Here is a 15,679-nt window from a genome sequence, read left to right as displayed (position 1 = left end):
TTCCCATCCTTTTGAAATTTGCGAGCGCTTGTGGGTGAAAAATCACCTTGAAGAAGATGAGGAAAAACTACGGGTTTCAAGATAGACATGGTTTAGAGAATATAAGCTGAATAAATATATTTTTATCCTATAGCAAGCCTATTTTATTTTTGAAAACATCTAAGTATATGTAGGGAATATTATCGCGTAGCATAACGGTGTTTGTCGCAGGTCAAACCTACTTATAATCCAGCTTACCTAGAGATATTGCTGATTGTCCACACCCAGCTATGAATAAGACAGCAAAATCTTTGTCTGCGTATAACACTCGCAAATCATCGTACATTTTCATGTACATATTTCCTTTTGGGAATAATGCAAGCGCTATTTGTGCTCTTTGTTCTTGCTATTTTCCTTTAATTTTTTGAATGCAGCGTCATACCTCTACTTTTTTTATATCTCCTGACTTCTTGCTTTGAGATGTTTTAGGGGGTCTTACCCCCTATTATCTAGCTGTATCCTCACAGAATTTGGGAGTTGAGTCTTTAGATAGAGAGCAAATTAAAATTGCCATATCTATTGTCATATCGATGAAATTAAAGCTAGAGAGAAGTGAAAAATACCATTTTATCTATCAAAAGTATGAGATACGGATATAACAATGTCCTATATCTCAAGAAATTAAATATTTGTATTTAACTTAAAAGTCTACTTCTGACAGAGGATGTAAAAAAAAATTAGACATAGTAAATTAAAACCAACAATAATCAAAGTTCCTACACAATTCATGCAAGTGTGCTAAACACGAGCTTGGAACAATCTAAAACTTTTTTGTTAAAATCAGCAACACACAAACTATGAACTCTACCACCGAAAAACGTATCGCCTTGATTTCCGTCCACGGAGACCCAGCGATTGAAATAGGGAAAGAAGAAGCTGGGGGACAAAATGTTTATGTGCGCAACGTAGGTGAAGCACTAGCGCAACTAGGATGGCAAGTTGATATGTTTACCCGCAAAGTGAGTCTGGAGCAAGACTCGATTGTTGAACATAGCAACAATTGTCGAACTATTCGTTTAAAAGCTGGTCCCCTTGAGTTTGTGCCACGAGATGATCTTTTTGAATTTCTGCCAGAATTTATAGATAATTTACTTAAATTTCAAGTAAAAAATAAAACTACATACCAGTTAGTTCACACTAACTATTGGCACTCTAGTTGGGTGGGGATGCAGTTAAATAAAATCCAAAAGAGTAAACAAGTTCACACCTACCACTCCTTAGGAGCAGTCAAGTATAACACTATAGATAATATTCCTTTGATTGCTAGTCAGCGATTAGCAGTAGAAAAACAGGTTTTGGAAATAGCAGATCGAATTGTAGCGACGAGTCCGCAAGAAGAAGAACACATGCGATCGCTAGTTTCTACAAAAGGTAATATCGACATTATTCCCTGTGGTACAGATATTCAGCGATTTGGTTCGATTGCACGAAAAGCAGCCAGGGCTGAATTGGGAATTGACAAAGAAGCCAAAGTCGTATTGTATGTAGGGCGTTTTGACCAACGCAAAGGTATAGAAACCTTGGTGCGAGCATTAAATGAGTCTGAGCTACGCGACTCCAACAATCTCCAGCTAATTATTGGTGGTGGTAGTACTCCAGGTAACAGTGACGGAATTGAGCGCGATCGCATCGAGCAAATCGTCAACGAATTAGGAATGAGCGACTTTACCACCTTTGCTGGTCGTCTGAGTCAAGATGTTTTACCAACTTATTACGCCGCTGCCGATGTTTGCGTTGTTCCCAGTCACTACGAACCCTTTGGATTAGTGGCGATTGAAGCAATGGCAAGCGGTACACCAGTGGTAGCAAGTGATGTCGGTGGACTTCAGTTTACTGTAGTTAATGAAAAAACTGGTTTATTAGCTGCACCGCAAGATGTAAATGCCTTTGCTTCTGCTATTGACCGAATTCTCTTAAATCCAGAATGGCGAGATGAATTGGGTAAAGCTGGTAGAAAGCGCGTCGAAACTAAGTTTAGCTGGGATGGTGTCGCACATCAACTGAGTGAACTTTACACCCAACTGATGGAGCCACAAACAGTAGCGTCAACAGCAAAAGAACTAGTACACTCAACCGCTGAACTAGTGCAATCAGCAGCAAAAGAACTAGTATACTCAACCACAGAACTAGTACAATCAGCAGCAAAAGAACCAGTTTTGGTTGCTAAATGACGCTTTTGCTTAATAGATAATGGCGAGTGAGTAACTCGGATAATATTTTGGGTTTAACAAAGTAGAACTCATGAGTCAGAAGCCAGAATTTAGAATTGAATTCTGTGAAACTGGTGGATAGTGCAACCTTAACGAGTCCGCTAGCATCTGAATAAACGGGTTTAAGTCTCCGCAAGAGTAATTCTGACTCCTGAATTCTGAATTTTGAATACTTCTTCAACTTTGACAGCGATCACTTGAGTTTGGAAAACTCAATACCAAAAACAAATTGTATAAAAAACGAATTTATTACTTAAACGCAGAACTTATCAGATGATAATTTCTGGGTTTTTTGATTCGCAGCTATCACCAACCCAAGTAACCGCTATGATAGGTGAGGTCTGTTATGCTTTAACTAAACAAAAATAAAAGCATAGTGATCGCTACCATTTGAATGTTAACAACTAATCGCTTTGCAACCAGTTGACTTTACCACTCTCACAGCTGCTTGTAGCGAAATCCGCGCTAACTGGCTACCATCACGCCTAGAACAGGTTTACCAGCGCGATCGCTACACGATTGCGATGGCATTACGCACCCTAGAACAGCGAGATTGGCTACAGATTTCTTGGCATCCCCAAGCTGCACATATTTGTATTGGCGATCCGCCACCGCGATCGCCAGATACCTTTACCTTTAGCCAACAACTGATTCACCAATTGGGTGGTTTAGCATTGGTGGTGATCGCTTTGATCGCTCCTTGGGAGCGTGTTATTGATTTGCAATTTGCCCGTCGTCCTGGAGAAAGCGCCCTATATCATGTCTATGCAGAAATCATGGGCAAGTATAGCAACGTCATTCTCACCGACGCTAACAATATAATTATCACCGCCGCTCATCAAGTCAGTCAGCAACAATCTAGTATACGTCCCATACTCACCGGACAACCTTATGAAACACCACCGAAACTGACTGGAAGTGTCCCCTACTTGAATGAATCCCAAGAACGTTGGCAAGAACGGGTAAGTTTATTACCAGGAGCAATCAAGCGGCAATTGCTCAAAAGTTATAGTGGTTTGAGTGCAGCACTACTGGAGTTAATGCTGGTAGAAGCAAATATCGCACCAGAAACATCTACTGATACTCTCAACCCTGACGACTGGCGACGGCTGTTTGAGCGTTGGCAAGAATGGCTGCAAGCCTTGGATTCTAGTAAATTTCAACCTGCTTGGACAAAAGATGGTTACACCGTAATGGGTTGGGGTGAAGTTGAAAAGGTCAAAAATATCCAGGAGTTGCTCAACCGCTATTACAGTAATCAGATTGATCAACAGTTATTTTCCCAATTGCGTCATCAGTTGAGTCAGAAATTGAATAATATTCTGGCGAAATTACGGAATAAAGCTCAAACCTTTCAGACGCGCTTGCAGCAATCAGATCGAGCCGATGAGTATCGGCAAAAAGCTGATTTATTGATGGCTCACCTGCAAAACTGGGAACCGGGGATGAAAGAAATTATCATTGCTGATTTTGAGACAAATTTGCCAGTAGCGATCGCTCTCCAACCAGATAAAAATGCCGTCCAAAATGCTCAAAGTCTTTATAAACAAAACCAAAAGCTGAAACGCGCTCGTGCTGCTGTCGAACCGCTACTATTGGAAGTACAGACAGAAATTGAGTATTTAGAGCAAGTAGAAGCTGCGATCGCTCAGATAGACACCTACCAAACAGCAGAAGATTTACGAGCTTTAGAAGAAATCCGCGAAGAGTTGATTGGGCAAAAGTATCTCGAAGATCCAGAATACCGCAGCCGCAGTGCAAACGAACCTCCCAGCACTAACTTTTATCGTTACCTTACCCCCGGTGGTTTTGAAGTATTAATCGGTCGTAACAATCGCCAGAATGACCAATTGACCTTTCGTGTAGCAGGCGATTATGACTTATGGTTCCACGCTCAAGAAATTCCAGGAAGCCATGTGTTACTACGTCTAGAACCAGGTGCTGTTGCAGAAGAAGCTGATTTGCAATTTGTAGCTAATCTTGCTGCATATTACAGTCGCGCCCGTCACAGTGAGCAAGTGCCAGTAGTTTACACTCAGCTAAAACACGTCTACAAACCTAAAGGAGCAAAACCGGGAATTGCCATTTACAAGCAAGAAAGCATACTTTGGGGAAAACCGCAAATAGTCTAGTCATTGGTGGGCATTGGGCATTTCTCTATGCTCCTCTGCTCCCTCATGCCCCTCAGCCTACTCCCCACTACTACTTTGTTTAAACCCAACATCGCTTCTATCCTGCCCTATAGCGATATCACAGTTTCAGCAGATTGTCCCAGCGCATGACGAGGGCGAAGATGCAAGCTGATTTCCATATCGAGGCGCTTGAGGAAAATGAGGAGTTTGCCCTCGCTGAACCTTTAAAACTCTCCTTTGATCAAATGAGATACTTCTAGCTGGGAAATGCCAAGAAGTTCGCTGATTTCGCGCTGTTTCAGGTTGCGTTGAGAGAGGAGGCGCAATACCTGAATCCCTATCTTGCCTCGTGTAAAAAGTTCCGAAGTATCCGACAAACCGAGGTCAGCAAACACATTCCCACTGCTTTGTTCAAAAACGGGTTCCTGTGTCATTGTTGTTTCTCCCTTACCACTGCGTCCTTATAGCGTTATTTAATCAGGTCAACATCAGCTTGTGGGGTTTTAATCCCCTGCTTTGATTTTTTCTGAAAAGCGTGCAGGACATAGATTTTCTCTGCAATCTTTACTGCATAGACTGCTCTGTAAGTATCAGTATCGTAGCGTTTGATAATTTCATACACGCCGGCTTCCAACGCCTTTAAAAGGCTTGGCATCCATTGGTGTTTCCCCTGCTTGCACCAATTGCAGCGCATAGCCTACTGATGCACGCACCTTTTCAGGAAATAAGCAAATATTTTTGAGAGAGTCTCCCATCCAAACCAGAGGTCGTAAAGGAATTTCTGTAATATCCTCACCATCGTCCATTTTATATGAAAAGTCCTATAAAAAAAGTCAGACATTTCATTCATATAGCAAGCCGAGAATGCTCCCACTGCCTGTCCTCTCAATTCGGTAAACTCTCAATCCGCATTAAATCTAATTCACGTTCAAATATTTCATCAATTGGCAACATTTGACCATCAACAGTCATAAATTTATGGTCTTTTGTTGCCCGAATTATTGAACCATCTTCCAAGCTATACTCAAACACCTCTTGTTCCCCGCGATCGTGCCACTGTGCTACAGGTTGCGTGTAAATATTTCCATTATCATCAACGCTGTACACAGTACATTCAATGCCTTTTTCAACAATTTTCCCAATCGGCATTAATCCATATTCTACTGTCAATATTTCCGTGTCATAGCTTAAACAATATTCTGCAAACTTTAACATTTGCTCAAATAACTCATCCGCAACTTTTTTCTGAACGCCATTTTTCGCTGCGCCATCCACAAATTTTTCTCGCTGCTTTTGCATCTCAGAAACTTTCTTTTTACCCATCGCCCGACGCAGCAAGTCAGCTTGTCCTAAAGAATATCCCGCCATATCTTGAGCAATTTTCATGATTTGCTCTTGATAGACCATAATTCCATAAGTTTCGTCTAATACTGATTCTAGAATTTGGTGTTGATAATCAATTTTTTCTCGACCATGTTTGCGGTTAATAAACTTAGGAATCAGTCCCGCATCTAGTGGCCCAGGTCGATAAAGTGCCAAAATAGAAGAAATATCTTCTATATTAGAAGGCTTCAAATCTCGCACTATCTGACGCATCCCAGAAGATTCTAATTGAAATATCCCTTCTAACTCACCTGCTTCTAATAGTTCATAAGTTTTTTGTACATCTTTTGGTAGAGTGCTATGTTCACCTTTTGCTAATATCCTCTGGGCTTTTCTTTCTTGGCGAGGAATTTCATCGGGATCGACCCGATATCCTCTCGTTTCTTGAATTAAATCAAGGGTTTTTTGAATCAGCGTTAGGTTCCGCAAACCTAGAAAATCCATTTTCAATAAACCCATTGATTCCAGGTCTTCCATGAAATACTGGGTAATTACAGAACCGTCATTATTCTTCTGTAGCGGTACAATTTCATCAAGTGGATCGGCAGAAATTACTACACCCGCTGCATGAACACCAAAAGTTTTGTTAGTTCCTTCAATTCGCATGGCCATATCAAGCCAATGGCGAACGTGCGGATCTTTATCATATTTGTCTTTAAACTCTGGTTCTGGAGTTTGATCGGAAATCATCACCTTGAGTTTAGTTGGTTTCCCCCGCACCACAGGAATTAATTTCGCCATTTTATCAGCTTCCCCGTAAGGAATATTTAATACTCTGGCGACATCTTTTAAAACAGCTTTAGAAGTTAGACGATTAAAAGTAATAATTTGGGCAACTCTATCTGCACCATATTTCTCAGTTACATAATCAATCACTTTATCCCGTTGTTCAATACAGAAATCCGTATCAATATCAGGCATAGATTTTCGTTCTGGGTTCAAGAAACGCTCGAATAGTAACCCATGATGTACAGGATCAATATTAGTAATTCGCATTGCATAAGCAACTAATGAACCAGCCGCCGAACCGCGACCTGGGCCCACAGGAATGTTATTATCTCTAGCAAATTTGATGTAGTCCCATACAACTAAAAAGTATTTGGAAAAACCCATCTGCTGAATCATTTTCAGCTCGTATTCCAATCTTTCTTTATAAACGGAATCAACTTCTTGGCGAGATTTGCGATTTAACCGTTCTAAAAGTCCGCTCCATGCAACGTCTTCGGCGTAAGTGTCAGCAGTATGACCGGAGGGAATGGGAGGTGTAGGAATCTGAGGCTCACCCATAATATGGTAAGGCTCGACTTTATCAGCGACTTCTCCAGTAGTGGCTACAGCTTCTGCAATTACATCATCCGGCAAATGGTCGCGAAATAGCTGCTGCATCTCCTCGCCAGACTTGAGATACTCTGTACCGCTATAACGCATCCGCTTATCTTCAATAATTAACTTGCCAGTTTGAATGCATAGCAAAGCATCGTGAGCTTCAACGTCAAAACAAGAAATAAAATGCGAATCATTGGTAGCAACAATTTTAATCCCTAATTCCCGCGCAATCTTAACTATTTCAACATTAACAATTCGGTCTTCTTGAGAGCCGTGATCTTGAATTTCTAAATAATAATCATCACCAAATACATCTTTATACCACTGAGCAACTTTTCGGGCTGCATCTGGTCTATTACTGAGAATTGCTTGGGGAATTTCTCCACCCAAACAAGCGCTGGTGACAATCAAACCTTCATGATATTCTTTTAATAAATCTTTATTAATACAAGGACGAGAAAAAATCCCTTTGCCTTGAACACCTTGGAGGTGAGAAATCGTGGTTAATTTAACTAAATGTTTGTAACCTTTAGTATTTTTAGCTAAAACAACTTGATGATATTTAGGGCGGCGTTCTTGTCTCTCAATATCGCCGTTAATTACATACATTTCATTGCCGATTATCGGCTTAATATTTTGACTACGACAAATTTTGATCAGTTCAACGGCTCCATACATGACACCATGATCGGTAAGGGCGATCGCTTTCATTCCCAGTGCGATCGCTCGATCCACCAACTCTGGAAGCTGACTTGCCCCATCAAGCAAACTATAGTCACTGTGAATATGTAGAGGAACAAAGGACATAAGCATCTCCAACCACAAGCCAAGATATCTCTAGGGGCCTACCTTGTGGTATACCCTTTCGAGCCAGATTTTGCAAAGCAACAGCATCTTAGATTAACAGTTTTTAACCAAAATTAAAGCTGTTCTTTTTCGGGAATTATTACTATTATTAGTGTTGTTTTAATAGTTACAGCAGTTAACCAGTATCTAGCCAATGAGTCAAACAGAGAGAACAACTTCGCCTGAAACCAAAGCTAGCCCTTGGTGGCAGCGTATCCCTCTCACGTTGCAAATTCTCATCGCTTTAATAGCAGCAGTCAGCGTTGGAATTGCCCTTGGTGCGGGGAATCCCAATCCCAGCAACGCCGCTTTAATCAACAATTTAGCAATTCCGGCAGAATTGGTGCTAAAGGCTCTCCGCGCTTTGGCTACACCTTTGATTCTGGTAGCAGTGCTGCATACTTTGATGACTACCAATATCCCTGGTACCGCCGGACGGCGGTTAGCAGTATTACTTTTAACCAACACCACCGTAGCTATTTTAGTGGGACTTTTGGTAGCGAATATACTGCGTCCAGGGACTTGGGGCAATGTTAGCACCTCAACAAGTACAGCAATAACTGCTCAGAGTCTCGATCCTTGGGGAATACTCAAAGATGCTGTACCAGAAGCCGTCCTCAAGCCATTGGTTGATAATAATGTTATCCAGTTGATTGTGATTGCCCTGAGTTTTGGCATCGTCCTGCGGGGATTAAAATCTGAACAAATCGCCCAAGGCAAGAATGGATTCCAGCCCATAGAGGATGTCATCGGAATTTTATTTGAAGCGGTAGTCCGTATCCTCAACTGGGTAATTGCTTTAGTACCGTTCGCAGTCTTTGGAATTGTGGCTAAAACTGTTGCAATGCAGGGATTTACACCGTTTAAATCTTTGGGTGCATTTATCATAGCTGTATTGTTAGCACTGGTATTGCAAGCGTGTTACTACCTCACCAGAGTAAAATTTGGTTCTTGGGTTCACCCACTAAAATTCCTCGCTGGCGGTTCTGATGCCTTTTTGACAGCTTTCTCAACTTCTTCCTCAGCAGCAGCAATGCCTGTAACTTTTGAGGTCTTGCAAACAAAAGTCGGTTTAAGGGAATCTTCTGCTGCCTTGGGGTCATTAGTCGGGGCAAATTTCAATAATGATGGCACTGCCCTTTATGAAGCAATGTCTGCATTGTATATTTCCCAACTAATTGGACAACATCTGAGTCTGACACAGCAGTTAATTGTCATCCTTACCTCAATTTTTGCATCTGTAGGTGCAGCAAATATTCCCAATGCAGGACTGGTAACAATGACACTAGTGTTCACTTCTGTCGGTTTACCTACCCAGTACATCGCTTTGCTAGTTACTGTAGACTGGTTTTTGGATCGTTGCCGTACCGCGATTAATGTTATGGGAGATATGACTGTCAGTGCTTTACTTGACGGCAAAAAGCCTCGTTTTGTAGACGAGGCTTAGTTTGCCAGCTTTTAGTTGAGTTCAGCAGCTTTTCAAATATCTAATGCTGTTGAGGTCCTTTGGCGTCACATTCTTTAGTCCAGCAACGTTCTAAAAGTTGCAGACGCCAGATCAATACAAAGCGTTGGGGATTTAAAACTAATTTAGTATTCCGACTAAATAAAGGCTGGTTCAGATACTGCCAAAGAGGAAATTTAATTTTAGTGTGTTTTGGAGTCATAAGAATAACAAAAATAATATAAAAGTTTTGTCTAGCAATTGCCTGATACTGTTTTTCTAGTTAAAGGCTACCCTGCGTTTTTGCAATTGTCTTTGTGGCAATTGCTGAATTTCGACAAGTGAATTTATGTTGTTTCCGCTTTAATACTGAAATTGCACACACCATTTTTCTGATTCCACATCCTGTAAAAAGTCATACCTACCATTTCACGAAATTTATGCTACAGATACGTTGATAAGGGTGTACACAATCAAACTTGTAATTTCTGTTACTAACTTATGAATTTAGAGTCAGTTTCACGAAGACGAAAAGACTGGTTCTATGGTAATAACTGTTGCTAAATTAGATACCATTAATGTTGATTCCTCTTAAATTTTGAATTGCTGCTCATCCCACCGTTACTACCCGCCGAATTTCGTCGCTACGAAACCCGATCGCCATTGGACGACGTACCCCCAGAAGTGCTACCACATCGTACAATTCCAGCACCACCCCTTCTATTCTCAGAGAATGGACAATATCGCCGCTTTTCAAGTCAATCACTAGTAACCCACAGCGAGGCTCAACGTTTTTCTGATGCAATTTCTCGTCTAAAGCCAAGCCGCTAAAGGTCTTGTTATGCCTGGGTTGGGAAATTCCCACTATTGCAAAGTTGCCATAAAATGCACAACCGCGCAGATATCCCGGACAGAAGGCAACTGGTTCAAACACTCCCCGTTTTAAGTCGGCAAAGCCAAACTCTCCTGTACCTGAGTTGAGCAGCCAAAGTTTTCTCTGATGCCAGCGTGGGGAATGGGGCATAGACAGCCCCTGCAAGACGATTTCATTGCTTTCTATGTCAATAACACAGCCCCCATTGACCCGATGCTCCCGCCAGCCTTCGGCTACGTCCGATTGACTGACAGCAGTAACGTATTTGGGTTTTTCTTGCTGCATTGCTAACCCATTCAAGTGACATCTATCCTCTGCCGCTAGTTTGCTAATAAAATTTGGCTGCCATAGGGGAACGAAACTGTGGGTTTGGCTGACTGTTCCCAAACAACTAAATAAAGTATTGACAAATAATAGTTTTTGTAAAGTTGAATCTTTCTCTTCTGCTTTACTCAAAGCAATATCGTGAATATCTAAATCTCCTGTCACATAACTCATCTGGGGCAAATAGAGAGCATCATAGTCTTGGTGGTTTTCTCCAGGTTGGATAATGTTTTCAAATCGCCACAGTTGGTACAGGGAACTCATGTAGAGGCTGTTACCATTGGCATACAAACCCATGCACCGCTCAAAGCTACGTTCAAATACAGACAATTTGCCGTTTGGTTGCAAGCCGATGAAAAATAATTTCCCCGCTTGATAGGTAGTGAAGGACAAACTAAGGTTTTGCTCATACAGCCAAGCGGTAAACTGGCGAGAAGCGTTGATTTCTAAAGATGGTTTCTCAACGTTGCTGTCACTGGAATTCACTTGGTTTAGACTCCTTGATAATGGGGTTTAGGCGATGAAAATTTCGTTGTAGGGCAGAAAAAATCTTTGACTCGATGCTCTTATTGGATATAAGCTGCGTTAGCTGCACTGAGCGATCGCTGTTGATACAGTTGTTAGTACAGTTTTGTGTAAAAGCATAGCGTTTTTAATATAGAAGAACGCATTGCTATTGTAAGGAAACACATTAACAATGCAAGAGTAAGCATTGCTATTGTAAGGAAACACATTAACAATGCAAGGGGAAACATTCGCATTGTCAAAGGACACATTAATAATGCAAGGGGAAGCATTCGCATTGTCAAAGGACGCATTAACAATGCAAGGGGAAGCATTCGCATTGCAAGGTATTGCCAATGCTTGAATCTACTCTGCATATAGACAAAAAAATGGGATAGGCATCTTGCCTGTCCCTTAATAAAAAAGATAGTTTTTGTCAAAAGCGATTTCGTCAGGTAAAACTTCTCACTATCTAATAATGAGTGCCAGTTCTTCGATGGTTGATGGCAGTAACAGCATCAGGCTTGAGTAATTTCCCTTCATCTACAGTTGCATAGACAACCCAATGGTCGCCACATTCCAGACGTTGGTTGACTGAGCATTCCAAATATGCTAAAGCGTCGGTGAGGACAGTACAGCCGTTATCTGCAACTGCTGTACTAAAGTTGGCAAATCGATCTTCCCCAGGTGCGAAAGATTTACGGAAATGCTTCATGTAGTCTTGATGATTACCTTCAGGTAGAATATTTAAGGCAAACTTACCGCCTGGATACATTAAAGATTCGATCGCTCGGTCTTTAGCGATCGCCACACTTATTCCGGGTGGATTAAAAGTGGCTTGAGAAACCCAAGCGCCTAACATTGCGGTAGACACTTCTCCTTGTTTCGCTGTCACCACACAAACGGAACCAACAATTCGACCAACAGCCTGTTCCATTGGAGTAGCGGCTTGTTGGGGTACGCGTACCTTTTTAGCCTTTTTCAGTGCTTGGGCAAAGTCTGTACCTAATTCTTCGCAGAACTTGAGAGTGACATCATCAGGTTTAAACTTCACCTTCAGGGTGTCAAAACCAAAGCGATATCCAGCATCTCGGAGTTTACCTTCAATTAAGTCAAATGCTTCCCCACTCCAGCCATAAGAACCAAATACCCCAGCGAGTTTGCTGTTATCACCACTCGATAGCACAATCCCTAAAGCAGTATGAATCGGAGTTGGCGCATGACCACCAATGGTAGGAGAACCAATGATAAAACCCTCTGACTGGGCGAGGTTGATGCGAATTTCATCAGGGGTAGCAAATTCGCAGTTAATCGATTTGACTGCAACTCCACCTTTAGTTAGTCCCAGAGCGATCGCTTGTGCTAAAGTCGCCGTATTTCCGTAAGCTGAAGCATAAAGTAAGGCAACGGAAATCTCGCGATCGTTGTGAGAACGGCTCCATTCTCCATAAGCTTTGGTAAGTTCAATTAAGCCGGTACGTACCAAGGGTCCGTGACCCACAGCATACATTCTCACCTGCAAATCTGATATTTTCTCCAAAGCTGCTTGCACATGAGGAGTTTGGGGAGCCATCAGGCAGTTAAAGTAGTAACGTTGGTCTTCTTTAAGCGCTTCCGAGTTATCATCAAACACTTCATCACCACAGACATGAGTTGCAAATAACTTATCTGTGTAGAGAATTTGGGTTTGCTGATCGTAGGTACAAAGTCCTTCCGGCCAACGCGGACTGGGAGTGGGTAAGAATTTCAAAACATGACCCTTGCCTAAATCCAGAGTTTCTTTCCCCCGCATCACCAAGACATTTAAATCTTGCTCTAAGAAAGCTGCACGCAAATTGTTTGCACCGGGAAGAGAACAGACAAAAGTTACCTGTGGTGCCAGTTCTAAAATTGCTTTGAGGGTTGCAACTCGATTGGGACTAAAATGACCCAGGATTATATAATCCAAACTTTGTAAATCTAAAGTCTGCCGCAATGCCTCTAAATAAATTTCGGTAAAGCTTTCTGGTGGTGGCTCGATAAGTGCGGTTTTATCAGCTTCAATTAAATAGCAATTGGAGGTAGTACCTCTTTCAAGTGCGTATTCAATTTCAAACCGCAGACGTGACCAACTACGTGCTCTAATAGCTTTAGTATTGGTAGCAATTGGTAAAACTTGTACGTCGCGTGGCTTGGAATTGGTCATAGCTGTTAAAAGTTGGAGAATTGGGCATTGGGCATTGGGAATTGGAAATGGAGAATGGGGAATGGGGACTGGAGACTGGGACAAGAAGAACTTCTATCTTCTACCTACTGTTTTTTCCCAATCCCTAATCCCCAATACCCAATCCCTAGTAGCCAATCTTTAGTAGTAATTACCTACTTTGCGATGACGAACGGCTGTCAATCCATCGTTTTTGGAGACACGACCTTCTTGGACGGTGCAGTATAAAATCCAGTGGTCACTGCATTCCATGCTGGTCTGTATTTCACATTCCATGTATGCTAGAGCATCAGTTAGAATCGGCGAACCGTTTTTCGCAGTTTGAGTTTTCACTCCTGCAAAGCGGTCAGCACCAGGATGCAAGCGCTTGAGGAAGTGTTTCTTGAGTTCTTGATAATTGCCTTCTTCCAAAACGTTGAGGACGAAGCGATCGCCTATTTGCATTAAGGAATCAATGGCACGGTCTTTAGCAACGGCAATTGTCAATCCTAAGGGTTGCAAACTCGCTTGCGTTACCCAGGATGCCAGCATTGCACTTGAGACATTATCTTTTTTTGTAGTGACTATATATAGTCCGCTGCTAATGCGACCCAGAGCCTTTTCCATGTTGACATCAAGGGACTTGATTTGCTTGATGTTGCGATCGCGCACCAGCAATTGTCCGATGTCTTTACCCGCTTCTTCACACAACTGGAATGTTGATGCGCTGGGAGCTTCTCTAATCCGAATCGCTGGGAAGGCTTCTTTGATGCCAGAGTCGAGAAATTTTCTGCGGAGTGTATCAATGGGTTCATCATCCCCACCGTAACATTCAAACAACCCAATCACTTGCTTGTTGTTGGCGACAGCTAGCACCGAACTGATACTAGCTTGGGCGGCGGCGGAGGTAGTTGGGGGCATACCAATAATGATGCCAGCGGCTCTCCCGGCTAGTTCTTGGATTTCTTGGCTCTGGGCAGTACTCAGATCCAATACTTCTACCCCAACGCCAGTTTTTTGTATACCCTCGGCAATTGCGTGACCAAGGCGCTCACCATACCCATATTCTGAGACAAAAAACAAGCCAACTGTGGTTTCTGCTTTTGCTTGTTTTTGGCTCCAATTTTCGTAGCACCCAGTTAGAACATCTAGATGGTGGTGTAATAATGGACCGTGACCGTTGGCGATAATATTAATCTTTCCAAGATCGTCCATCCGCTTCATGGCATTCAGCAGCGAACGAGCGTTAGGGCCCATCAAGCAGTCGTAGTAAAATCTAAAGTCAGCTTCGATCGCTTCTAAATCTTCGTCGAAGGTGCGATCGTCACAAAAGTGCATCCCAAAAGCATCACAGGTGTAAAGAATTTGGGTTTTGCGGTCAAAGCTAAAGATTGTATCCGGCCAGTGCAGGTTAGGCGCACTCACGAATTCCATTTCGTGTCCTTTGCCGATATCGATGCGATCGCCAGTTTTTACAACCCTCTTCGAGAAAGGATCGTGCACTAAGCCTTCCAAAAACTGAAGTGCAACTTTTGAGGCTAAGACGGTAGCTCTAGGAGCTAACTGGAGGACATCTTCTACTAAGCCGCTATGGTCTGGCTCTGTGTGGCTGACAATTATGTAATCAATTGTTTTGGGGTTGACAAGACCTTTGAGAGTCTCTAAATACAAATCGCGAAACTTCTGGTGAGAAGTATCAATCAAAACTGTTTGTTCGCCCCTAATTAAATATGAATTGTAGGTTGTACCGTTTTGCAGTCCGAATTCGATATCAAAGCGATCGCGATCCCAATCAAGAGAGCGAATCGCCGTTGTGTTAGGGGCAATTTCTACAGTTTGTATAGTTAGCCGATGTTGAATGTTCTCTGCGACCGCTACCATTATTCGTCTCCGAGCGCAAATTAACAGGTTTTTCTTCTACCCCCATTGTCTCTATTATTTTTATTTGAAGTTGTAATAAATATCAGTTTCTGAAAAATCTAGCTTGTATCAATTATTGCTATTTTTTAGCAAAAAATATAACTCAAAAAATATACTAAATATTAACTTATTCCTAAATTTTACTGAGTATTTATTTTTCCGATTGTTCTGCTTTTATCTTAATTCAAAAATATTATATTAATTATATTTTTTAACTTAACAAGCATAATTTAAATAATATTAGATTACTGGTCGAACTACTAAGTCTAAATTACTTTTAATACTTAATCTTGCTATAAAATATATTTATCAAGGATAAAAATTTATGTTTTTCGGGTACTCCCTTAATTAGGAAAAGTAGGAAAAGTAGGAAAGGTAGGAAAGGTAGGAAAGGTAGGAAAGGTGGGAAAAGTAGGACAAACCACATTAGACTTCCAGAAAGCATCAAATAAGCTGTTAAAATTAATTTATTCAATGGATATTGGATATATTGTT

10 protein-coding genes and 1 pseudogene are annotated in these 15,679 nt (G+C 41.7%); 3 read left to right on the top strand and 8 right to left on the bottom strand.

Features of this window, described 5'->3' with window-relative positions; genetic code table 11:
• Positions 1-836 precede the first annotated feature (836 nt).
• Positions 837-2,072, top strand: a pseudogene (locus V7K89_RS24205) (glycosyltransferase family 4 protein); the annotation flags it as partial.
• 590 nt (positions 2,073-2,662) lie between these two features.
• Positions 2,663-4,381 (top strand): Rqc2 family fibronectin-binding protein, encoded by a 1,719-nt coding sequence (locus V7K89_RS24200; RefSeq protein WP_335191678.1) that lies wholly within the window; start codon positions 2,663-2,665, stop codon positions 4,379-4,381.
• A gap of 224 nt (positions 4,382-4,605) precedes the next feature.
• On the opposite strand, the gene V7K89_RS24195 is transcribed toward V7K89_RS24200, so the two are convergent.
• The 4 genes from V7K89_RS24195 to V7K89_RS24180 form a co-directional block, all read right to left on the bottom strand.
• The gene (locus V7K89_RS24195) at positions 4,606-4,815 is read right to left on the bottom strand and encodes a helix-turn-helix domain-containing protein (RefSeq protein WP_335191676.1); all 210 of its coding nucleotides are present in this window, start codon (positions 4,813-4,815) and stop codon (positions 4,606-4,608) included.
• 35 nt (positions 4,816-4,850) lie between these two features.
• Positions 4,851-5,003: a type II toxin-antitoxin system RelE/ParE family toxin gene (locus tag V7K89_RS24190; RefSeq protein ID WP_335191674.1), complete on the bottom strand. Its 153-nt coding sequence runs from the start codon at positions 5,001-5,003 to the stop codon at positions 4,851-4,853.
• On the bottom strand, positions 4,996-5,187 hold the full coding sequence (locus V7K89_RS24185) for a hypothetical protein (protein WP_335191672.1): 192 nt from the start codon (positions 5,185-5,187) through the stop codon (positions 4,996-4,998). Before V7K89_RS24185 ends, V7K89_RS24190 begins: the two co-directional genes overlap by 8 nt.
• 79 nt (positions 5,188-5,266) lie before the next feature.
• Complete coding sequence (locus V7K89_RS24180) at positions 5,267-7,897, bottom strand: DNA polymerase III subunit alpha (RefSeq protein WP_335191670.1); 2,631 nt, start codon at positions 7,895-7,897, stop codon at positions 5,267-5,269.
• 193 nt (positions 7,898-8,090) lie between these two features.
• Here V7K89_RS24180 and V7K89_RS24175 point away from each other — a divergent pair, with 193 nt between their 5' ends.
• Complete coding sequence (locus tag V7K89_RS24175; protein ID WP_335191668.1) at positions 8,091-9,383, top strand: dicarboxylate/amino acid:cation symporter; 1,293 nt, start codon at positions 8,091-8,093, stop codon at positions 9,381-9,383.
• Positions 9,384-9,423: 40 nt separating this feature from the next.
• On the opposite strand, the gene V7K89_RS24170 is transcribed toward V7K89_RS24175, so the two are convergent.
• From V7K89_RS24170 to V7K89_RS24155, 4 genes are all read right to left on the bottom strand, one after another.
• Positions 9,424-9,603, bottom strand: a complete 180-nt coding sequence (locus V7K89_RS24170) for a hypothetical protein (RefSeq protein ID WP_335191666.1) — start codon at positions 9,601-9,603, stop codon at positions 9,424-9,426.
• A 387-nt stretch (positions 9,604-9,990) separates the two neighbouring features.
• Positions 9,991-11,064: a TIGR03032 family protein gene (locus V7K89_RS24165; protein ID WP_335191664.1), complete on the bottom strand. Its 1,074-nt coding sequence runs from the start codon at positions 11,062-11,064 to the stop codon at positions 9,991-9,993.
• Between the two features lie 490 nt (positions 11,065-11,554).
• Positions 11,555-13,267, bottom strand: a complete 1,713-nt coding sequence (locus V7K89_RS24160) for a diflavin flavoprotein (protein ID WP_335191683.1) — start codon at positions 13,265-13,267, stop codon at positions 11,555-11,557.
• Positions 13,268-13,426: 159 nt separating this feature from the next.
• Positions 13,427-15,145, bottom strand: coding sequence for a diflavin flavoprotein (locus V7K89_RS24155; RefSeq protein WP_335191662.1), 1,719 nt, complete (start codon positions 15,143-15,145; stop codon positions 13,427-13,429).
• Between the last annotated feature and the right edge of the window lie 534 nt (positions 15,146-15,679).

Origin of the sequence: Nostoc sp. (assembly GCF_036917515.1) — a bacterium.
Lineage (GTDB): Bacteria > Cyanobacteriota > Cyanobacteriia > Cyanobacteriales > Nostocaceae > Nostoc.
The sequence above is the reverse complement of the archived record's forward strand: the minus strand, read 5'-3'. Positions and strand labels throughout refer to the sequence as shown.